Annotated in this window: 19 protein-coding genes and 1 tRNA gene; 14 read left to right on the top strand and 6 right to left on the bottom strand. The window is 43.7% G+C overall.

The window, feature by feature from the left end; all coding sequences use genetic code 11:
- Window positions 1–402: 402 nt before the first annotated feature.
- On the bottom strand, window positions 403–1,560 hold the full coding sequence (locus BM003_RS10160) for an amidohydrolase (RefSeq protein WP_218143242.1): 1,158 nt from the start codon (window positions 1,558–1,560) through the stop codon (window positions 403–405).
- 79 nt (window positions 1,561–1,639) lie between these two features.
- Window positions 1,640–2,872 (bottom strand): M20/M25/M40 family metallo-hydrolase, encoded by a 1,233-nt coding sequence (locus BM003_RS10165; RefSeq protein WP_093672730.1) that lies wholly within the window; start codon window positions 2,870–2,872, stop codon window positions 1,640–1,642.
- Between the two features lie 429 nt (window positions 2,873–3,301).
- Between BM003_RS10165 and BM003_RS10170 the strand changes: the two genes are divergently transcribed.
- The 9 genes from BM003_RS10170 to BM003_RS10210 all read left to right on the top strand — a co-directional run bounded on the left by BM003_RS10170 (window position 3,302) and on the right by BM003_RS10210 (window position 14,429).
- The gene (locus BM003_RS10170; RefSeq protein ID WP_093672732.1) at window positions 3,302–4,525 is read left to right on the top strand and encodes a M20 family metallopeptidase; all 1,224 of its coding nucleotides are present in this window, start codon (window positions 3,302–3,304) and stop codon (window positions 4,523–4,525) included.
- 14 nt (window positions 4,526–4,539) lie between these two features.
- A complete protein-coding gene (locus BM003_RS10175; protein WP_093672734.1) occupies window positions 4,540–5,562 on the top strand; it encodes an ABC transporter ATP-binding protein in 1,023 nt (340 codons plus the stop codon).
- Between the two features lie 2 nt (window positions 5,563–5,564).
- Complete coding sequence (locus tag BM003_RS10180) at window positions 5,565–6,557, top strand: ABC transporter ATP-binding protein (protein ID WP_093672771.1); 993 nt, start codon at window positions 5,565–5,567, stop codon at window positions 6,555–6,557.
- 14 nt (window positions 6,558–6,571) lie between these two features.
- On the top strand, window positions 6,572–7,522 hold the full coding sequence (locus BM003_RS10185; RefSeq protein ID WP_093672736.1) for an ABC transporter permease: 951 nt from the start codon (window positions 6,572–6,574) through the stop codon (window positions 7,520–7,522).
- 15 nt (window positions 7,523–7,537) lie between these two features.
- A complete protein-coding gene (opp4C, locus tag BM003_RS10190; protein WP_093672738.1) occupies window positions 7,538–8,470 on the top strand; it encodes an oligopeptide ABC transporter permease in 933 nt (310 codons plus the stop codon).
- Between the two features lie 29 nt (window positions 8,471–8,499).
- Window positions 8,500–10,137 (top strand): ABC transporter substrate-binding protein, encoded by a 1,638-nt coding sequence (locus tag BM003_RS10195; protein WP_093672740.1) that lies wholly within the window; start codon window positions 8,500–8,502, stop codon window positions 10,135–10,137.
- A 121-nt stretch (window positions 10,138–10,258) separates the two neighbouring features.
- On the top strand, window positions 10,259–11,635 hold the full coding sequence (locus tag BM003_RS10200) for a M20/M25/M40 family metallo-hydrolase (protein WP_093672742.1): 1,377 nt from the start codon (window positions 10,259–10,261) through the stop codon (window positions 11,633–11,635).
- 27 nt (window positions 11,636–11,662) lie between these two features.
- Complete coding sequence (locus tag BM003_RS10205; protein WP_093672744.1) at window positions 11,663–13,084, top strand: M20 family metallopeptidase; 1,422 nt, start codon at window positions 11,663–11,665, stop codon at window positions 13,082–13,084.
- Window positions 13,085–13,298: 214 nt separating this feature from the next.
- Complete coding sequence (locus BM003_RS10210) at window positions 13,299–14,429, top strand: metallophosphoesterase (RefSeq protein WP_093672746.1); 1,131 nt, start codon at window positions 13,299–13,301, stop codon at window positions 14,427–14,429.
- Between the two features lie 51 nt (window positions 14,430–14,480).
- Here BM003_RS10210 and BM003_RS10215 read toward each other — a convergent pair whose 3' ends face one another.
- Together BM003_RS10215 and BM003_RS10220 are read right to left on the bottom strand one after the other, a co-directional pair.
- Entirely contained in the window at window positions 14,481–15,377 is an 897-nt protein-coding gene (locus tag BM003_RS10215) for a GNAT family N-acetyltransferase (RefSeq protein WP_093672748.1), read from the bottom strand.
- A 250-nt stretch (window positions 15,378–15,627) separates the two neighbouring features.
- The gene (locus BM003_RS10220; RefSeq protein WP_093672750.1) at window positions 15,628–16,230 is read right to left on the bottom strand and encodes a pentapeptide repeat-containing protein; all 603 of its coding nucleotides are present in this window, start codon (window positions 16,228–16,230) and stop codon (window positions 15,628–15,630) included.
- 153 nt (window positions 16,231–16,383) lie between these two features.
- On the opposite strand from BM003_RS10220, the gene BM003_RS17370 reads away from it, so the two are divergent.
- Window positions 16,384–16,635 carry a disulfide bond formation protein B gene (locus BM003_RS17370; RefSeq protein WP_143128451.1) on the top strand — a complete coding sequence of 84 codons (252 nt, stop codon included), beginning with the start codon at window positions 16,384–16,386 and terminating at the stop codon, window positions 16,633–16,635.
- 220 nt (window positions 16,636–16,855) lie between these two features.
- Here the strand turns inward: BM003_RS17370 and BM003_RS10230 are convergent.
- Window positions 16,856–16,928 (bottom strand) — tRNA-Ala (locus tag BM003_RS10230).
- Between the two features lie 190 nt (window positions 16,929–17,118).
- Window positions 17,119–17,418, bottom strand: coding sequence for a hypothetical protein (locus tag BM003_RS10235; protein ID WP_093672754.1), 300 nt, complete (start codon window positions 17,416–17,418; stop codon window positions 17,119–17,121).
- 767 nt (window positions 17,419–18,185) lie between these two features.
- Between BM003_RS10235 and BM003_RS10245 the strand changes: the two genes are divergently transcribed.
- The 4 genes from BM003_RS10245 (at window position 18,186) to BM003_RS10260 (ending at window position 21,966) form a co-directional block, all read left to right on the top strand.
- Window positions 18,186–19,526 (top strand): aspartate aminotransferase family protein, encoded by a 1,341-nt coding sequence (locus BM003_RS10245; protein ID WP_093672758.1) that lies wholly within the window; start codon window positions 18,186–18,188, stop codon window positions 19,524–19,526.
- 244 nt (window positions 19,527–19,770) lie between these two features.
- On the top strand, window positions 19,771–20,439 hold the full coding sequence (locus BM003_RS10250) for an amino acid ABC transporter permease (protein WP_281242893.1): 669 nt from the start codon (window positions 19,771–19,773) through the stop codon (window positions 20,437–20,439).
- A 4-nt stretch (window positions 20,440–20,443) separates the two neighbouring features.
- Window positions 20,444–21,166 carry an amino acid ABC transporter ATP-binding protein gene (locus tag BM003_RS10255; protein WP_093672760.1) on the top strand — a complete coding sequence of 241 codons (723 nt, stop codon included), beginning with the start codon at window positions 20,444–20,446 and terminating at the stop codon, window positions 21,164–21,166.
- Window positions 21,167–21,186: 20 nt separating this feature from the next.
- The gene (locus BM003_RS10260; RefSeq protein WP_425441046.1) at window positions 21,187–21,966 is read left to right on the top strand and encodes an ABC transporter substrate-binding protein; all 780 of its coding nucleotides are present in this window, start codon (window positions 21,187–21,189) and stop codon (window positions 21,964–21,966) included.
- The last annotated feature ends 433 nt before the right edge of the window (window positions 21,967–22,399 follow it).

Below are 22,399 nucleotides of genomic sequence, written 5' to 3' on the forward strand. Positions count from 1 at the left end.
AATTCCCAAACTCGTAACGAACCGTGAAAAAGTAGTAACGAATGAACCCAAAGTAGTAACGAACTCATGGAAAGTAGTAACGAATTCCCAAACTCATAACGAACCACGAAAAAGTAGTAACGAATTCCCAAAGTCGTAACGAACTCATGGAAAGTAGTAACGAATTCCTAGACTCGTAACGAACCGAAGGGAAATCGTAACGAAAGAGCTCAAAATCGTAACAAAGTCACCGAAATTCGTAACGAACGAACCCAAACTCGTAACGAATTTACTTCGCACTCCGTCTTTTTTGCGCACTGCATAACTTCAGAACAGTGCGGTACCTATTTTTTCTCATTTAAAAAGCACTGAACGACCGTTTAACGGTCGTTCAGTGCTTTTCATTTTGAGCTGTTTTTTCAATTACAGATCGGTGACTTTTTTCAACATGTCGACGGCCAGGTCCGCAAAGAATTTGGCACTTGGCAGAATCGCTTTCTCGTCAATGATCAAGTCCGGATGATGCAACCCTGAGTTTCCGGAAACACCCATGAAGAAGAAAGCGCCGGGGATCTTCTTCATATATTCGGCGAAATCTTCGCCGGCAGTTGAAGGAGTTGGTGTGATCACATTTAATCCTGATGCTTTCGCAGTCTCCACAGCCCAATTAGCAAGCTTCTCGTTGTTGATCGTGGCGGGTCCGAGTTTTGTAAAATGCAAGGTTCCCTTTGCGCCGAGTCCTGCGGCTACGCCTTCAACGACGCGCTGCATTTTTGCTGGAATCTGATCGCGCACATGTTCCTGGAACGTGCGCACGGTGCCTTCCATTTGCGCCGTTTGCGGCAGTACATTCCATGTATTTCCGGCTTCAAGGCGTGTGACGCTGATAACTGCATTATTCAGCGGCGAGATGTTCCGAGCAACAATGGATTGGAGCGCGGTCATGATGTGCGCCGAGACGAGAATGGAGTCTATACCTTTGTCTGGAGCTGCAGCATGGGTTCCCGTTCCTTCTACATCAATCGTGAATTTATCAACGGCGGCCATTAAAGGGCCAGGTTTGATGCCAATTGTTCCTGTCGGAATATGCGGCATATCATGCATACCGAAGATCGCTTGTACATCATCCAGGACCCCGGTTTCCAGCACTTTCACTGCACCGCCGCCATTTTCTTCAGCCGGTTGGAAAATTACTTTAACCGTTCCTTCGAGTTCGGCTTTGCGCGCATTCAGCAGCAATGTCGCGCCAAGAATGGAAACGGTGTGAAAGTCATGACCGCAAGCATGCATTTTGCCGGGTACCTTGGATGCGAATGGAAGACCTGTCGCTTCTTGGATCGGCAAGGCGTCGATGTCTGTGCGCAGGCAGATGACCGGCCCTGGTTTTTCTCCTCGAATGACTGCGAGTACCCCGGTTTCTAGAGGCAAGTCGAGCATCTCGACACCAGCTTCAGCCAGCCAGCCTTTCAATGCCTTGGTTGTTTCATATTCTTCAAAGGACAATTCGGGATTTTCGTGCAGCTGATGACGGTGTTCAATCAATTTTTGTTCTAATTCAATGTCTTTGATTTTTGTTGTCAAAGGGAAGTCTCCTTTATGTAATTTAGCTAATTAATCTATTAAAGCCGCAAGATGCGGTTCTAAGCAAAATTAAGTAAAGTTAGTGTAAAACTGATGGCGTTGCATCGGCAATACCGGAGAAGGCAAGTGCAGTTAAGAGAACCGTTTGGGCGCCAACGTACGCTTTTTCCGGATTATAGAATTCTTCCAGCGTATGCATGCCGCCGCAATCACCGCCGCCGCCTAAAGTGAGCGCGGGAATGCCCAAGTGGATCGCCACATTGGAGTCCGTACTCATGGGCAGAAGTTCCGGTTCAAGATCAAAGGCGCGGAGGACGGCGATTGCTGCTTGAACAGCAGGCGCCTCTTCTGCCTGTGAACCGGCCGGACGATCACCAACGCGCTCAATCACAGCCTGTATCAATTCGCCTTTGTTCCAACGCGCGTTTTCTTCTGCAACGGATTGATGGATGCAAGCAATAGCTTTAGTCTCTAGTTCAATCAATGCCTCCTGCGATACCGAGCGCATATCGAGTCCCATTTCCGCATTTTGTGCAATTGAATTGATTGAAGTACCCCCGCTTATTGTACCAACAGTGAAAGTGGTGACCGGATCGGCAGGAACCTCGATGTCGCTGATTCGAGCAATTGCTCGTCCAAGCGCGTGAATCGCACTTGGAATGCCGAAATTTCCGAAGCTGTGACCGCCAGGACCTTTGAAAGCAACTTTATAACGGTGACTGCCGACAGCGGTGGCTGTGATACGGTTAGGACTTCCGGGTTCAATCGAAATAAAACCGCTGATATCGGCGCGGGTCTTGAAAAGTGCTTTTACTCCACGTAAATCCCCTAACCCTTCTTCTCCGACCGTGGCGACAAAAAGCAGGGTGCGAACCGGCTTAATACCGGAATTTTTGATCGCGCGAATCAGTGTGAGCAGAACGGCAAGGCCTCTGCCGTCATCTGAAATGCCCGGCGCAAAGACGATTCCATCCTTAATCACAGGTTCAACAACTGTGCCTTCTGAGAAGACCGTGTCAAGATGAGCGGAAACCACAACTTTCCTCTCATCATCAATTCCCTGAATGCACCCCAATACATTTCCTTCAGCATCTGTATGAATTTCCTGCAAACCAAGATCTCTGAACCGTTCGGACATCCACAATGCTTTTTCTGATTCTTTGAACGGAGGAGCGGGAATTGACGTTAACTCAATTTGCTCTGAAGTCGTTCGTTCATTGTCTGAAATGAGAAAGTCACATGCGTCTTTAACTTGGGGAAGCGCACGTAAATCGCGAATGACCGTGTCACCACTTAGATTTTGATCGCCCATAATGATCACTCCTAGATTAGTAGCCTCTATTGATAGAAAAACAGGACTTTTATTGAACGAATTGTAACTAAGTGCTGTTACTAGAATACTACAACTGTGATAAAATTTTGAACAATTTTTTTAATGTGTATTGTCAAATTCTCGAAAATTTATTATCATTGTAATAAATTCTATCATATCTCGAAATATATTGGTCCTTTATTCAAAAAAAGATACAAAAAGAATTTATTATGAAAGAATAGCTCACTTCATGTAAGGAAAAGTCACATTTTTTGTGAAAATCATTTATTATTTTAATAATTTTTTTGACTAATAGTTTCAAGTCATTTATAATTGCTTTATAGTTTTTGCGAATTCTGAAAATAGTCTATAATTTCATTGTTCTCATTGTTACTACTAGTAATTAATTTCTTAGCAGGAGGTCAGAAAATGAACGATTCATGGTCTGACGATTTAGAAAAATCTTTCGATACGATGGTAGAGTGGCGACGCTACCTCCATCAGCATCCTGAACTCTCTTATCATGAAACAGAAACCGCGGCTTTTATTCTGGAGAAACTCAAGAGTTTTGGAATCACCGACATTAAGACGCATGTCGGCGGGTATGGGATTGTTGCTCGAATTCATGGTGCAAAACCAGGGTTGACTGTTGCATTGCGCGCGGACTTTGACGCACTTCCGATTGATGAAGAAACAGATGTTCCATATAAATCGAAGGTACCGAATGTGATGCATGCTTGTGGACATGACGGTCATACATCAACCTTGCTTGGCGTAGCTAAAGTGATCCAAGAACATCGGAGTGAACTCGCGGGTGATGTCGTACTGCTTCACCAGCCTGCTGAGGAATATCCTCCGGGCGGTGCTCAGGCGATGATTAAGGATGGCTGCTTAGATGATGTCGACTTGGTCTTTGGAACACATCTTTGGAGTACGGTTCCTTTTGGAACGATCGGCTATCGCAAAGGTTATTTCATGGCTGCAGCAGACTACATAAAAATCAGCATTCAAGGAAAGGGCGGACATGGATCCGCACCTCATCTGTCCATTGATTCTGTGGCTGTCGCTTCTCAGGTTGTCAATCAGCTTCAAATGATCGTTGCAAGAGAAGTTGATCCGCAGAAAGCGGCTGTTGTGACCATAGGCAAATTCAATGCCGGTGTCGCTCCGAACGTGATTGCCGATACGGCGGTTCTGGAAGGAACAGTGAGAACTTTTGACCCGGCTGTTCGCGAATTAATAAAAAAAGAATTGGCGTCCATTGTTGAAAATGTATGTGCCGCGTACCATGCGCAGGGACATGTGGCTTATCATGACGGTTATCCGGCAGTCTTCAACCATGAAAAGGAAACCGACGTTTTCAAGAAGGCCATGGATGAAACATTTGGCGAAGGAACGGCTGTTGAAATTGCTCCGCAAATGGGCGGAGAAGATTTTTCAAGCTTTTTGCTGGAAAAGCCAGGCATGTTCTGGTTTTCCGGAGCAGGGAATCCTGAGGTTGGGGCAAGCTATCCGCACCATCATCCAAAGTTCAATTTTGATGAACGTGTGATGCTTGTCGCAGGCAAGGCGTTCCTATCGATGGTTGATAAATATCTTTGCGCCAAAGAAATACCAGAATTAACTGGGAATGTGGCTGTCGGGAAAAAATGAGGAGGGTCAACGTTTTGAGTGAACTCTTAAAGGTAGACAAAATCAAAACCGAATTTCAAACAGATAAGGGACCTGTTACTTCAGTTGACGAAGTGAGCTTCGATTTGAAAGAAGGGGAAACGATCTGCCTTGTCGGCGAATCAGGCTGCGGGAAATCAGTAACATCGCTTTCAATCATGCATCTTTTGGACCGTAATGGTTCGGTTACAGAAGGATCCATTCTTTTTGAAGACAAGGATCTTGCGAAGGCCACAGAAGCACAGATGCGAAAGATTCGTGGAAACGATATCTCAATGATTTTTCAGGAACCGATGACTTCACTCAATCCAGTGCTTACCATTGGTGATCAGCTGACTGAAGGAATTAGGCTGCACATGAAGTATTCAAAAAGTGAAGCAAAGAAATACGCTATTGAGATGCTGAAAAAAGTAGGCATTCCAAGAGCTGAAGGCATTATCGATGAATACCCGCACAAACTGTCCGGAGGGATGAGACAGCGGGTGATGATCGCCATGGCGCTGAGCTGTAAGCCGAAGCTGCTGATTGCCGATGAACCGACAACGGCCTTGGATGTAACGATCCAGGCGCAAATTCTTGAATTAATGAAAAAATTGCGTGAAGAATCCAATACAGCCATCATTCTGATCACACATGATCTCGGGGTAGTAGCGGAAATGGCCGATAAGGTGGCTGTCATGTATGCGGGACAGGTTGTCGAAGAAACCGATGTGTACACGCTATTTGATAATCCCAAACATCCGTACACACTCGGTTTAATGGAATCAATTCCGCATATAACTAATCCGGACGATATGCGCCTTACTTCCATTCCGGGATCGGTACCAAGTGCTCGAAACATGCCAAAGGGTTGCCGTTTCTATGACCGTTGTCCTCATGCAATGGAACGTTGTTTAGCAGAAAAGCCGGAACTTAAATCCATAGAGGACAAACAGGCGCACAGCATTCGTTGTTTCCTTTATGAAAATGAAGAGAAAGACTATGAAAAGAAGCACGCTGAAAAGGAAGTGAGCTCGTGAACATGCCGCTGGATCAGGTGAAGCCCTTACTTCAAGTCAAGCATTTGAAAAAGTACTATCCAATTAAAAAAGGTGTCATTTCTAAAACGGTTGGTTACGTTAAGGCGGTTGATGATGTAAGTTTTGACATCTACCCCGGAGAGACAATGGGTATTGTCGGCGAATCAGGCTGCGGAAAATCCACAACCGGACGATCCCTTGTCCGTCTGGAAGATCCTACAGCCGGACAAATTATTTTTCAAGGGAAAGACTTGGCGAATATTTCGCATAAAGAAATGAGAAAGCTGAGAACTGATTTACAGATCATTTTTCAGGATCCTTACTCTTCATTAAATCCAAGAAAACGGATTGGCGACCTGCTTGCTGAACCGCTGCTCGCACACAAGCTGGCAACGAAGGAAGAGGCAGATAAAAAAGTTAATGAAATCATGGAAATTGTTGGGCTTCCGAAGCAATATAAAAACCGTTACCCACATCAATTTTCCGGGGGCCAGCGCCAGCGTATCGGTATTGCCCGCGCGTTGATGCTGAGACCAAAATTGATTATCTGCGATGAACCGGTTTCAGCTCTTGATGTATCAATTCAAGCACAGGTACTCAACCTGCTCAAGGATCTTCAAAAAAGCTTGAATCTGACCTATGTTTTTATTGCTCACGGACTTGGTGCCGTGAAGTATATCAGCGACCGGATAACGGTCATGTATTTGGGAAAAGTTATGGAGCTTGCGACGACACGGGACATTTTCGAAAATCCGAAGCATCCATATACAGAGATTTTGCTGAATGCCTATCCGATTCCGAATCCGCATGAGCGCAATCGGAATCAGATGGTCATCGAAGGCGACGTTCCGAGTCCGGCAAATCCGCCAAAAGGCTGCGTGTTCCATACCCGTTGCCCTTTCGCAAAGGATATTTGCCGTGAGAAAGCTCCGGAGTTAACCGGTAAAGCACATCTTGTTGCGTGTCATTTCCCTATTGACGAAAGAAATGCTTGAAAGGAGGAATTTAGGTGCTTCAATACATTATTCGGCGAATTTTGATTGCCATTCCCGTGCTTTTCGGGGTAACCGTACTGAACTTTTTAATTATTAATCTTGCTCCGGGAAATCCGGTCGATATGATGGTCAATCCGTCCGCGACACCAGCGCAACTCGCCGCTACAAAACATGCACTGGGGCTTGATCAGCCGGTTTGGGTGCAATATTGGAACTGGCTCGTTCAACTGCTGCACGGCAATCTCGGATTTTCTTATTCAACACGTGAGCCTGTGACGCAGATTCTGATGGCCCATGTCGGACCAACCGTTCTTCTGATGGGCGTTTCACTTATTGTCGGCTACTTGATTGCCATTCCGCTTGGCATCATTTGTGCGAGAAAGCAGAATTCCTGGATTGACTATATAGTTACCGGATTTTCTTTCTTTGGTATTTCAGTACCACACTTTTTCCTAGGACTTGGTGTTATCTATGTTTTTGCCAGCAAACTGCTCTGGTTCCCGACCGGAAGTATGAATACGCTTGGCGGGGATGGCAGCTTTATCGATACGTTCAATCACCTTGTGCTTCCTGTTCTTGTGCTCGCGACAGGCATTGGCGGAAACATGGTGCGGTATGTCCGCTCCAGTATGTTGGATGTTCTGGGCAAAGACTACCTGCGAACGGCTAAAGCAAAAGGCCTGTCACAATTCCTGATTACAAACAAACACGCATTGAGAAATTCATTAATACCGATAATAACCGTAATCGGTATTGACATTCCGCTGCTGATTGGCGGCGCGATTGTCACCGAACAGGTTTTCCAATGGCCGGGACTCGGGTTGCTCACCATCCAATCCATTACATCTCGAGATTATTCGACATTGATGGCGATTAATCTGCTTGCAGCATGCACCGTACTCTTTGCGAACTTGCTGACAGATATTCTCTATGCTGTCGCCGACCCAAGAATACGGTATGACTAAGGAGGAGCAGGTGACATGGCGATGAAATTAAATCCGAACAAAAATGTGCCGGAATTGGCCGGTACTGAAACGTCAGGCCAGATGGTCGTCCCATTTGAAAAAGAAGAAACGTATCTGCATATGATTATGCGGCGATTCTTGAAGCATCGTCTTGCATGCGTAGGCGTTGTCGTATTTCTCTTAATTCTTTTGATTGCCTTGTTGGCGCCGGTGATTTCGCCTCAGGATCCGGCGAAGATTTTCAATGAATTTGAGGCAGCGCCGTCTGCAGCACACTGGCTGGGTACCGATCCGGTCGGGCGCGATGTAATGAGCCGCTTGATCTTTGGCGCTCAAGTATCGATTACTGTAGGGATCGGTGCTGTTGCGATCTATGTTGCAATCGGTATTGTCTTGGGGCTGGTCGCCGGGTATTTCGGCGGCTGGATCGATATGCTTATCATGCGTTTGACCGATGTGTTTATGTCCTTTCCTTATTTTATGGTCATTCTTGTGCTGGTAAGTATTATCGGACCAAGCCTCTTTAACATTACACTTGTCATTGGTCTTCTCGGTTGGCCGGCCATTGCCCGCTTGGTCAGGGGCAGTGTGCTTTCAATAAAAGAAATGGATTACGTAAAGGCAGGTGTTGCCCTCGGCTACTCGACGCCGAAGATTCTTTTTCAGCACATACTTCCGAATGCATTAGCACCAATTCTCGTTAACGCAACATTCGGTGTCGCTTCGGCCATCATCATGGAAGCCTCGTTAAGCTTCTTGGGGATGGGGGTTCGGCCTCCGGCAGCTAGTTGGGGGAACATGCTTACACAAGCGGAATCGATCACGGTACTATCTTCGCAGCCTTGGCTGTGGATTCCGCCGGGCTTAATGATCTTGTTGGCCGTTCTTTCGGTAAACTTTATCGGTGACGGTCTTCGCGATGCCATTGAGTCGCAAAATGCGAAATAAAACATATATAAAAGGGGATGCACAACACAATGAACCGACACAAATCGATGCCAAAACGTATTTTGAACTATGTGATTACTTCATTAATGGTTATGTCGCTTCTGCTCCTTGCCGCTTGTGGCGGCGGTTCAGGATCGTCAGGCAGCGGCAAGACAAAAGATACGATTTATCTTGGAACAGTCAATCCTCCGGGCGGATTTAACCCAATTAATACGGGTGACATCGGTGGTCAGTTCGCGATTCGCGTGATGCTGGATGCTTTTCTTGACATGACCGCGCCATTGAAATTCCAGCCGAAGCTGGCAACTTCAATCGACACATCAGATAACCAGACCTATACAATTAACCTGAATCCAAAGGCGAAATGGACGGACGGTAAACCGGTTACTGCTGATGACGTTGTGTTCACCTTTAACTTAATTGCCAACCCGAAAACTGAAGTTGCTGTTGGTTCGAACATTTCCACATTGACCGGACTTGATGGTAATGGTAAATTGACTGGCGGCGAAAAAACGATCCCGAATTTGAAAAAGATTGATGAACATACGGTTTCCTTCAAAACAAAGAAGCCGGTTGATCCAAACTACGTCAAAGAAATGATCGGTTCAAAGATCATTACATTGCCGCAGCATGTACTTAAGGACATTGCCCCTGCAGATTTCTCAAAGAGCAAATATGTACAGGCACCGAACGTAACGAACGGTCCCTATAAATTTGTTACGTACAGCAAGAACGCGTACATTCAATACAAAGCAAACAATGACTACTATCTTGGAAAACCGAAAACACCTAAGTTCTTTATCAAGATCATGCAAGCACCGAACCTTTTAACTGAACTTCAATCCGGATCTATTCAAGCGAATACGTCCGGCGGTATCGGCAACTTGCCATTCCAAGATGTTGAGACAGCTAAGAAGCTGAAAAATGTAACAACGGAAATTCATCCGCAAATCGGATTCCAAACGATGCAGTACAACACTAAGACGTTGCCAAATGCAAAAGTTCGCCAAGCGCTCGCTTATGCAATTGACCGTCAGCAAATTGTTGACAAGCTGCTCAAAGGAAACGGTGAAATTGTTGACGGACCATACACATCACAAAGTCCTTATCTCGACAAGAGCACAAATGTGATCAAATATGATCCTAAGAAAGCGAAACAAATGTTGAAAGACGCCGGATGGGACTTCAACAAAACCTTGAACTTCGTTGTTCCAATCGGAAACAAGGTACGTGAACAATCCGCCGATATCATTGTTCAGAACTTCAAAGCAATTGGCGTAAAAGTTAAAGAAACAACTTATGACTTCCCAACAATTATGCAAAAAGGTGGGGCTGGTGACTTCGATCTGCTCTTGATCGGATTCACGTTCAACCTTGACCCTGATGTTTCCGCTCTTTACGGACCAACAGGTGCTTACAACTTCATGAAATATGAAAATAAGGAAGCAACAAAACTTATTGCTGATGGTAAGTCAGAACCTGATAGCGCGAAGAGAAAAGTAATCTACAGCAAACTTCAAGCGATTTGGGAAAAAGATATGCCTGTAGTTACGCTCTACTCTGACAACGAAGTTGTTGTAAAGAGCAAAGATCTTGCTTATGGCGGTGCTTCATCTTACTGGCCGGGCACAGTTGCCAACTTCCAGAAATGGGCATTCAAGAAATAAGCGATCTTGAGCTTTCAAAATTGGCTCAACTTAATGATACACATTTAAACAGCTGCTCTATTTTGAGTCAGCTGTTTAAATTTTTTATCCATCAAATCAATGAACATAAGGAAGCGATATTATGGATGACAACAAGAGGAAAGTACTGGAGGAGGAAGTACGCGCACAAGCGGATCGATCAATTGAAACGCTTTACAGCTATTTACGACTCAAAACAGTTTCTGCTCAGAATTTGGCCATTCCCGAAACGGTCAACTTTGTATCTGAACTATTGAACAGCCTTGGCGCAGAAGTTAAGGTACTTGACGACTTAGGCGGCAACCCGATAATTTACGGCTTTTTACCTGCCGGTGAGAAAGGCAATGCAAGCAAGACCTTGCTTTTCTATGATCACTATGACGTACAGCCGCCGGATCCGCTTGATGAATGGAATTCAGATCCGTTCGAGCCTTATTTGAAAGATGGTATTCTTTATGCGCGCGGTACCGCTGATAATAAGGGAACATTAATGCAGCGTTTGGCTGCAATTAAAGCATTGGAGAACACGAGTGGTCTTCCATGCAACATCAAATTCCTTATTGAAGGTGAAGAAGAGGTCGGAAGTCCAAGCATTGCCGCCTATTTAGAAAAATACGCAGATCTTTTTAAAGCCGACGCATGCATCTGGGAGTTCGGCAACAAGGATGCAGCGGAACGCGTTTCGCTTTTTGCCGGAATAAAAGGATCTGCTTATTATGAATTCTCAACAAAGAGCGCGATTATAGACATTCATTCATCGCTCGCCGCCGTGATTGACAATCCCGCATGGCGGTTGGTTCAGGCGCTTGCCAGCATGAAAAACCAAAATAACGACATAACTGTTGAAGGATTTTTTGATGAGATTGAAGAGCCTGATGAAGCATTAATTAAAACGGTTCGCGCAGTTCCTTTTAACGATGAAGCATTGAAAAAATCGTTTGGCCTCACGCGTCCGTTTATAACCGAAGCGCGCGGTGAAGTGCCTCAGGATGCGCTGATGCTGCAGCCGACCTTAACGATTTGCGGTATGGTCAGCGGTTATATCGGTGAAGGTGCCAAAACCGTACTGCCTAAGGAAGCGAAGGTAAAGATCGATTGCCGTATGGTTCCCGGACAAACCGGCGAGCATCTGCTTGCTTGTTTCAAACGACACCTTGCTCGTCACGGTTTTTCAGATGTTAAGGTAGAAATGATTGAGTCACAACGTGCCTTCCGCTCAGATATAAATGATCCGTTTTTGAAATTAGTCAAGAAGACTGCTGAGGAGGCGTATCAGTCCGAAGCTGTTCTCTATCCGAATTCAGCTGGAACAGGTCCGATGTATGTTTTCGATAAATATCTCCATCTTCCGATTGTCAGCACAGGTGTCGGCTGGGCTGAATCCAAGGCGCATGCGCCAAATGAATCGATCCGCATGAAGGATTATGTTGACGGAAGTCTGCACATGGCATATCTACTGACAGAATTTGCCGCACAATAAAAACACGGGACGGAAGGAGAAGCTAACTTGGGACTAATTGATGAGATAAAGAGTATGATTTACGAAAAAAGAGACACCTATCAAACGCTCAGCGAAACGGTTTGGGATTTTGCAGAACTTCATTTTGGCGAAATTCAATCTGCTGAATTGCTAAGCAAGGCACTTGAGGATGAAGGCTTTGCAGTTGAGCACGATGTCGCAGGTTTGAAGACCGGCTTTATAGGAAGCTATGGGACAGGCAAACCCGTCATCGCTTTTCTTGGCGAATTCGATGCGCTTGCCGGATTGAGTCAAAAAAGAAACAAAACCGTCCATGATCCGATTGTACCTAATGGAAATGGTCATGGCTGCGGGCATAATTTGCTCGGAGTCGGTTCACTTGCCGCCGCCTTTGCTGCGAAAGAATACATGACGAAGCATCAGCTTAAAGGAACTGTCCGTTATTACGGTTGTCCGGCTGAAGAAAGCGGAAACGGCAAGGCTTATATGGCTAGAGAAGGATGTTTCAAGGATGTAGATGCTGCATTTTCTTGGCACCCGGATTCAAAAAATGCGGTACAGCATCTTTCGTCAAATGCGGTCATTGAAGCGCGGTTTACATTTAAAGGCGTAAGCGCACATGCGGCGGCCTTGCCGGAGCTCGGGCGCAGCGCCTTGGACGCTTTGGAATTGATGAATGTCGGTGTCAATTATTTGCGTGAGCATATGGCGGACAAAGCGCGTGTCCACTACGCGGTGACTAATACCGGTGGAGTATCACCGAATGTCGTTCAAGCGATTGCTGAAGAACGATTTCTTGTGCGTTCGCCGAAACCAAATGAAGTAAAGGAATTGTTCAAACGTGTTGTCAATGTCGCAAAAGGTGCGGCGCTCATGACCGACACGGAAATGAGCTATCGAATTGAAGGCGGCTGTTGCAACCTGATTCCGAACACGGCGCTGCATCAAGTGATGGCCGGTTATATGGAGGAAATTGGTTTTCCTGAACCGAGTAAAAAAGATGAGGCTTTTATAAGGGATATATACGATTCATTGGGTGACAATGAGAAGAATTTTGCAATGAAATTCTTAACGAATGACGAGCGGGAAAAGATCGCCAAAATACCGATCGCCGACTGGATTATTCCATGCCCTGACCAAGAAACCTTTATGGAAGGTTCTACTGATGTTTCCGATGTCAGTTGGAATGTGCCAACTGCCCAGTGCTTTACCTCAACTTGGGCATTCGCTACGGTTCCTCATACATGGCAAGTAGTCGCTCAGGGTACACAAGATTTTGCGCTGAATGCGGCTTTGTTTGCTGGCGAGGCCATGGCGTGTACCGCGCTCAAAGCTGTGGAAGATCCGGAACTGCTGGCGGCGGCAACGCGTGAATTTAAGGAGCGGCTCGATGGTGAGACCTATGAGTGTCTGATTCCACCAAGTGTAACGCCATCTAGTTTATTATAAAAAATGGGTAGTTTAAAGAGAACTTTTTTCAGGATTTCTGGAGAAAGTTCTTTTTTTTTGCATGAAAATGGCAAGAAGGTGCAGTTTAAAGAAGGGATGCGCGTGTGGAATCGTTGAGAAAGTACATCAGCTTGGGAAGGCGTGAGGGCGACCTGAAACCATGCGAGCAGGTCCATCACGAAAATGGTCTGACCGCAGAAGGGAGAAGAGGGTTATGAGACGTAATAATTGGCGAGATTTTCTTGCTTTAAAAATTCTAATTGTCTTTTTTTTCGTTATTTGTGTCATTTCTGGGCTTCTTAGTCTTTTCCCGGGGAATCATGCAGAACGAAATGCTCAAATGGTAACGGCTGAGCGACATATGAGCGATTCCAAACGAATCCATCATGTCTTTTTCAAAAAACCGGAGTTGACTCCGAATGCGAATCAGGAGCCGAAGGTTGCACACAAACTTTTTAAAGGAATACATACGATTGATTTTACATTTGGCGTCCTTCCGGATACGCAGTATTACAGTCGATCTCACCCGGATATCTTCAAACGAATGAATCATTGGTTTGTCAGCAACCGTGATTCACTGAAACTAAACTATATTTTTCACTTAGGAGATATTGTTAATAATTATGATCAACCGTATCAATGGAAGGCCGCCGACAAGGCGATGAATATCTTGGACGAGGCAAAAGTGCCGTATGGTATCATCACCGGAAACCATGATGTCGGATTTCAAAAGAATTACCGCTCTTTTGATCGCTATTTTGGCGAAGAACGGTATATGTGGAATCCGTGGTACGGGGGATCCTATGATAACAATAAAGGGCATTTTGATTTAATTAACGCGAATGGTCAGAACTACATTATGCTTGGCATGGGATGGGGCATTGGCGGGCAAGAAATCGCCTGGATGAATCATGTTTTGAATGTATATCGCAACCGGATCGCCATTTTGTTCGTCCATGACTACCTCGGGAGCTACGGGAAACGGACGGCCCAAGGACAAATGTTATTCGAAAAGGTTGTTCTGCCGAACCGTAATGTCCGAATGGTGATGAACGGGCACAGCTATGGCGCAGCGCGACGTGTGGACACGGTTGATGATAATCGTGATGGTAAGCCGGATCGGAAAGTCATGCAAATCTTATCGGATTACCAATCGGTTAAAGGCGGGCAAGGGTATATCCGCATCATGGGCTTCGACCTTAGCCATGATAAAGTCTATGTGCGTACCTTTTCGCCTCAGGTCAATCGAACGCACGCATTCAAGAAAAATAAAGATAATTTCACTTTCAGCCTTGATTTGGACCAGGCACCGAAGAAAGGTAAAAAAGGAAAAGTACATCAATGAAGGCTAAAAAGGCATCACTCTCTGATTGGCGAAGAGCGATGCCTTTTACGATCATATTAACGAATAGGTGTAGCAAACAACGGCTTCGACTTGTTTGAAGCCTTCGCTGAGATACAGCGTCTTTGCTCGTTCATTTTCGCCGTTCACACATAAAATAGCGCTTGAATAAGTCTTTTCGCGGGCAAAGTTGATTGAAGCGCGAAGTAATGCCCGTCCTAAACCCTGTCCCTGGTATTCGGGAATGATTGCGAGTGGTCCGATATTCATGATCGGCGCATCCTCGTAAAGATCATCCGCACCGCGAACGATGCCAACAGCCTTGTCACCATGATAAAGAACCCGCATTCCGTTTTCTAGATAGTCACTCTCCGAAATCATTTTAGCGACCATATCGGGAGTTACCGGAGTCTCACTCCCGAGCAGTTTGGCAAAACCGGCATTGCGCACCGTTGCCCATATGGCTTCATCTTTTCCCGGTCGGAATGGCCGAACAGTGAATCCATCGGGCAGATCGACGGGAACGGGGGGCAGGTCTTCTTTAACCAAAAGGAAGGAGTAGCGCCATTTCACAAAATTTAGATTTTCAATCTTTTTAATGAATGCAGCATCTGTCGTTTGACTAAACAATGATAGCTCATCCAGGCCAGCCGCATTCTTTTTCATTGTATCTAAAAGCAGCTGATAATCCTTTATGTCTTTACTTTCGCAATGAAAAATACGAAAACGGCCACGTTTACTTCTGCGGTAATAATCATCCATGAGCAATGACGCCGCTCCAACAATTATGCCTTCTTTATTAAGCAGTACATAAGTAGGATTTTCCTCATCAGGCGTGAAGTCTGCCAAATTTTCATCGTAGAGAAAGGAGTCATCCACTTCCGTGCGGTGTTTCTTGCAGTATGCGACGAAATCGGGCACACGCGCTTCCGTTAAATAGTCAATGGTCATTAGGATCACATCCAACTTTTCGTAATAGCATCATTATAATGGATTCAAAAATCAATGTATCTAATATTTGGAAGAAGGACATGCCATCTCGGATGAGCACCCCAGAATTAATGTACATTCGCTACCCGCAAATGAGTCAATTGTCAAAGAATTCGCACAGTATGAGGCTGCTCCGTTTGCCCTCGGTTCGCCAACCCTATCGATTCCGAAAAAATACTTAAAATAGAGTTGCTCCAGTGTGAACGTGGAATTATTCAACCACTTTAATCCCAAACGATGAGATAAGGCCGGCTGCCTGAAATTGATTGATTTTTAGTCCTCTTGCCAAGTTAACGTCAATTCGGATCATCGAAAATTCACAGCTGGACAGGTTAATGTCTTTAAGCGATGTCTCACTGAAATCAGCACCATCGATGAAGGAACGATCAAACTTCATTTTCTTCATCTGCACATGTTGGAAAGAACTTTCATTTATTTTATCCGTTTCAAAGGTGACATTCGTGAATTTTGATTCTGAGAAATTCACATAGGTCATGAGACAGTCGGTGAATTGCACATCCTTGAAGGTGGCTTGGATAAAATTTGTGCCTAACAATTTGCAGGCGGTAAACGTATCTCGATACAGGATCGCTTTCTCAAAATCAAAGTTGGAAAACTCGCAGTGTGAAAAAGAGCAGTCTAAAATCTCTGTTTTCGTAAAATCATCAAAAAGGAACACGCAATGGATAAACTGAACGCCGCTCAGAAGCTTCCGTTCCTGATTGCTGTCGATCTCGCAATTTCTTAAGATGGCTCCTTCTTCAATTTCTTCGAGAAAAAGTGTTTGATTTTCAATTGATTTTGAAGATTCCATGGACTCCCTCACTATCCTTTCATAGTCGGTACTAGGAACACTATATTTTCAATGAATTAACTTTCGCTTAAAATGAGTTTTGTATGTAGAATCAGCACATAATTAATGAAGGAACAAAGCAAAGAGGGAAGAACCCACGAGATTAAAAAGAGAATGCCCAATCATTTTCTACTATTAGTCGCGTTGATCGTCGCCATTGTCGCCACGGGCGGCCGTCTGTATTTTAGCGAATTTATGCATTTGGTTCCGTGCACCCTTTGCTGGTATCAATGCATTCTAATGTATCCGTTTGTCATCAGTATCGGCATTGCCTGTTTCTTGTTTGGGTTTTATCCTTGCTTGCTATCATTATACCATTCAGATGTTTCCGCACGTGAACAGTGTCGGGTTTCGTTCGCCAAATAATCCATGCATACCCTGCTGTCGCAACAGGAAGATCAGCAGGATCGATCCCGCTGGCCCGTGCCGCTTTACGGTAGGCGTCAAGGGTGTGCTTGAAGAAGCGGGGCACACCTGATGTATCATGAACAGCGAATTCGTGATGTCGTGACAAACCAGTAACCGATGATGATAAAAAGTAAAAAAGCTTCACAGGGCTAATCCCTGTGAAGCTTTTACTTAATTATGGAGCATAGCGGGCTCGAACCGCTGACCTCTTCGCTGCCAGCGAAGCGCTCTCCCAGCTGAGCTAATGCCCCGGGTTTCTGTGCTGTAAAATCATTGTCAGACCAAGTTTTTTGAAAAATACACTCAGGCTAATCTGTTAGTCTGACCGTTGTATCGATAATTGTCAGCTTTTTTACTATACAATGGCTCACGTGCAACGGTCAAGTTTTACCTTGTAAAATCAAAAAAATTCTCCGCTCGTTTGCGAAGGGTAGTTTAAGATTACTTCATAAAATCAGCGGGTGTTCTGAGATTCCAATTGAGTGATTGATTGACCTTAGTGATAAATGGTTTTATCACTTCGTCCAAATAGTTTTGAGACATCAGCATTTTTGGAGCACTCATTGACCATCCGAAAATGAGCTTTTGATAAGGTCCAAGCTTTTTCCATGATGGGTCAAGCTCTTTGCAAACCGTGTCAATCATCTCTTGAATCTCTGATTCAGTGTAAATCGATTTTTTTGCGGCCTCAATGGCAGTAGACGAAGTATCTAAATATGTCTTTATTTCTTCAATAGTCACAGTTACCACTCCCTAAAGATATCTTTGCATCTATCTCTTATCACAGCAGTGATGAAAACGATTTATTTTATGGCGTTTAACTTAATAAATCATTTATTTGTTCGGCGTGAGCAGACGTACATGTGACAATTTCATTCTGTTACCTCCGATGTAACCTTGTTTTGTACGCGTGGTTAAAGATACCAATCCATTTTTTCCTCCAAGGGTTTCATAGTGTTCCCCAACTAATGTACCCATCAGTTGATAACAGTTCCTTAACTCTCGTCTCTATTCTTCCATCAAAAACCAGCTCAATGGTGATCTCCTCATTATCAATAACCTGACGACGGTGGTTGCGCTCGATATTGGCATGAGGATGGTGCAAAATGTTCCGTTCAAGAAAATCGCGGAACAAGCGAAAACGAATTATACCATCTACGCTCGCTACTTTGAAGGGTTGACGCAGGGGGAAAATATCATTATTTCATGTATGTCCGGAGTTGGCATCTCCAATCGCGTACGTGAAATCATGACGCACTTTATTTCTATAACATTATACATAATGTACAAAAAACAAAGATATTTTCTTGAAATTGGGCTAATAGAAAAAGAATAAAATTCAAATAATATAGAGTTATGCTAAAAATATTGAATGATCTAAAAACTGTAAATTGAATGATATCGTGCACCGCTTGATTTAAAGTTGATCATAAAACATGTAAATCAAAAGACATGATCTTTTTTCAAGAGGTGTAAAAAATGTTATTTTAAACAAGGGAGACTTTGGTATGCAAAAACGTCAATATTTAATTAAACCCGTTCTTGATCACGATTATCCAATGGCGGTGAGAGCAGAGGGCATCTATATTTACGATGAGGAGGGGAAAAAATATATTGATGGATCATCAGGAGCGGTCACAGTGGGGATTGGACATGGCGTCCATGAAATAATTGAAGCGATGAATGAACAGGCAGGGAAGGTTTCATTCATTTATCGCTCTCAGTTTACCACTCAGCCAGCCGAAGCGTTAGCGAAGAAAATCAGTGAGCTTACTCCCGGCGATTTAAATTGGACGTTTTTTGTGAACAGTGGTTCTGAAGCTACAGAAACAGCAATGAAAGTAGCCATTCAGTACTGGCAGGAAAAAGGGATGTATCGGAAAAACAGAATGATCTCGCGATGGATCGGATATCATGGAATTACCATGGGTGCGCTGTCCATGTCCGGCCATGTCAAACGACGGGAACGATTTGCCCCACTTCTTGAAAATTATCCGAGTGTTTCTGCTCCATACTGCTATCGATGCCCATTTCATAAATCTCCCACCGAATGCAATCTCTTTTGCGCAGAAGAGTTAGAAAGAGAAATCAAGAGAATCGGTCAGGATCAGATTGCTGCTTTTATTGCAGAACCCATAATCGGCGCTTCAGGAGCAGCCATTACCCCTCCTGAAGGGTATTATCAAAAAATAAAAGAGATCTGTGAACGCCATGAAATTCTGTTTATCGCAGATGAGGTGATGACAGGTATCGGACGAACAGGCAAAATGTTTGGAATTGAACACTGGGAAGTCGCGCCCGATCTCATGACTATAGGGAAGGGCATGAGTTCAGGCTATACGCCGATTGCAGCGACCATTGTCAGTGACCGTGTGATGGAGCCTATATTAAATGGATCTAAGTCAGTCATGTCCGGGCACACGTACAGTGCGAATCCACAGTCAACAGCAACGGCACTAGCCGTACTGCACTATATTGAAAAACATCAGCTGGTGAGAAGAGCAGATGAAAATGGACAGTATTTGAAAAAACGTCTGAATGAAGTTGGCGAAAGAAGTGCCATTATTGGGGATGTCCGAGGGAAAGGGTTATTAATTGGTATTGAATTTGTGTCTGATAAGGAGACAAAGGAACCTTTTCCGTCAGACGATCGACTGACGGATCGGGTTATTGAAAAAGCGAAGGAAATGGGATTGCTTATCTATTTTTCTAATGCAGGAGAGGAAGGCGTTAAAGGGGATGCTGTGATCATCGCCCCTCCGCTAATCATAACAAAGGAACAAATTGACGATTTAGTAGAAATTTTTGAATGCGTCATCCAAGAGATTGAAAAAGATAGTGCTCAATAATAATCAACACATACGGTTTTCTGAGATGATTTAAAACCTTCTCTTAAATCAGGAGATTAAAAGTGGTAAATAAAATGCTTTCTTATAATATTTATCAGTTTATGTATGTTCGCTTTACTTGTTTTTTTGTACACTATGTATAAATTTTACCACGCAAGACTAATGCTTTGGATAATTATTGATCACTCTCTTATATGTTAAAATATTTATATATTTAGAAAATTCATTAGATACTAAAAGAAAGGTGGTAGTTAAGATAGATAAATTCATAAACAGTTTTATTCAAACGTTTAATGGTTTTGTTGGCGCAACAGGCATGACCTTAAAGCTAACCATCATTTCACTAATCATGGCTTGCTTTATTGGATTGATTGTTGCACTGATGAAGCTTTCATCTAACTCTTTTCTTAATTGGCTAGCTGTAATTTATATTGGTGCGATACGAGGAACGCCATTGATTTTACAAATTATGTGGCTCTATTTTGGAATTACACATATCATTGTTCTCTCAGCTTTTTGGGCGGGTTCTATAGCATTAGCGATACATAATGGTGCTTATATCGCTGAGATATTCAGGGGAGCTATTCAATCAATTGATAAGGGGCAAATGGAAGCAGCTAAATCACTAGGAATGACTAATAGCCTTGCCATGAGACGAATTATTTTACCTCAAGCGTTGAAGAGAGCGATTCCCGCGTTGGGTAATCAATTTATCATAGGATTAAAGGATTCATCACTGGTTGCCTTTATTGGAATCACTGAAATCTTTAATTTATCGATGAGTGAAGCCGCTGCAACTTTTAGGCAGCTTGAATTTTATTCAATCGCCGGAATCTACTATCTCGTCCTTATCTTGATCTTTACCTTCATTATCAACAAAATCGAAAAAAAATTAGATACAGGAAGGAGATAAATAGTTGATAAAGATTGAAAATTTACATAAATATTTTCATGATTTTCATGTGTTAAAAGGCGTTAACCTCGAAATTAAGAGAAATGAAGTTGTTGTTCTCATTGGACCCAGTGGTTCCGGTAAAAGTACATTGCTTCGATGTATGAATTTTCTTGAAATGAAAGATAAAGGAGTATTACTAATTGATGATCAACTGATCGATTCTGACAAAAAAAAGCTGCACAAAGTAAGAGAAAATATCGGCATGGTTTTTCAACACTTTAATTTATTTCCTCATAAAACGGTTCTTGAAAATGTTATTGAAGCGCCGGTACATGTTAAGAAGATGAAAAAAGAAGATTGTATCAAAATTGCTCATCAATTACTCGAAAAAGTGGGATTGGCCGATAAAGCTGATGTTTATCCCGATAAGCTTTCGGGGGGGCAGAAGCAGAGAGTGGCGATTGCGCGCGCTTTAGCGATGAAACCTGAGGTGATGTTATTTGATGAACCCACATCTGCACTGGATCCTGAATTAGTAGGTGAAGTCTTACAAGTCATGAAAGAACTGGCGAACGAAGGCATGACCATGATTATTGTCACTCATGAGATGAGTTTTGCTAGAGAAGTAGCTGATCGTGTCTTTTTTCTAGATCAGGGAGTCATTATTGAACAGGGCACTCCAAATGAGTTATTTGACCATCCGAAACATGAAAAAGTTCAGCAATTTTTAAGACACGTTTTATAAAAACAAGGAGGGTATCAGTTATGAAAACGAAGTTCAAATTATTTGCTATAATCATGGTGATTGCAACGATAGCGAGTTTAATCAGCGCATGTGGATCAAAAGGTTCTGCAACAGATTCACAAAAGAAAGAGGATTTTACTTTTGCAATGAGTGGTTTGTATCCCCCGTTTAATTATAAGGACAATGCAAAGTTGGTTGGATTTGACGTTGAAATAGGTAATGCTTTAGCTAAAAAAATGGGGATGAATCCGAAACCGGTCACAAATCCGTGGGAAACGATTTTGTCGGCACTGAAGGCTGATCGTTTTGAAGCAGTTATTGGAAGTATGGCTATTACAGATGATCGAAAAAAAGAAGTCGGCTTCTCAGATCCTTACTATGATTCAGGCGCGCAAGTATTCGTTAAGAAGGGTAATGATGGTATCCAAACCGCCGATGATTTAAAAGGGAAGAAAATAGGAGTTGTTGTATCAAGTACTTATGAAGACTTGGCAAAGAAATATACGGACAAAGTATCCACCTATAACAGCGATGTGACAGCACTTCAGGATTTACTTGTGAAGGGGAGACTGGATGCCGTGATTACGGATAAGTTAGTAGGGATGTATGCCATCAATCAAAATGATCTGAGCATTCAGCCGGTAGGTAAACCATTGTCTTTGGATCACATGGGCATAGCGATTAAAAAAGATAATAAAGCGTTGTTAAAAAAGGTTAATAAAGCACTGGAAGAAATCAAAGAAGATGGGACCTATGCAAAAATCAGCAAGAAGTATTTTGGGGCAGATATTAACAAATAAAAATGTATGAATAATGAGCAGTCTTTCAGCTCAGATAGGGACAAGGTGTTAAGGAACATAATGATTCCTTAACACCTTTTTTGCGTGCGCCCGGCATGGACGACAGCTAGGCGGTGAAAGTCCGCTACAGGCTTGGCAGTAGGAACTGTTAGCCAAAGGCAAGGGTGTCCATCGTGAGGTGGAATCTGAAGGAAGCCGGAGGCAAACTTCTGGGCTGATGAACAAGAACTGCATACTAAGGCTGAATAGAGACGGATAAGCCTGCGTAACAAGGTGAAGTCCAATACTGCCCGAATCTCAAACAGTATATGCAGCAGCCACATGGAAGGAAAGCGGTCGTTCTTACCCGGGGAGGTCTTACAAGGGTTCCCGACAAGAGGGAAGGCATTTCCCACAGGAACAATCATGCCAGTGATGGTGAGATGAATTGTAA

This window comes from Sporolactobacillus nakayamae, assembly GCF_900113325.1.
Classification (GTDB): domain Bacteria; phylum Bacillota; class Bacilli; order Bacillales; family Sporolactobacillaceae; genus Sporolactobacillus; species Sporolactobacillus nakayamae.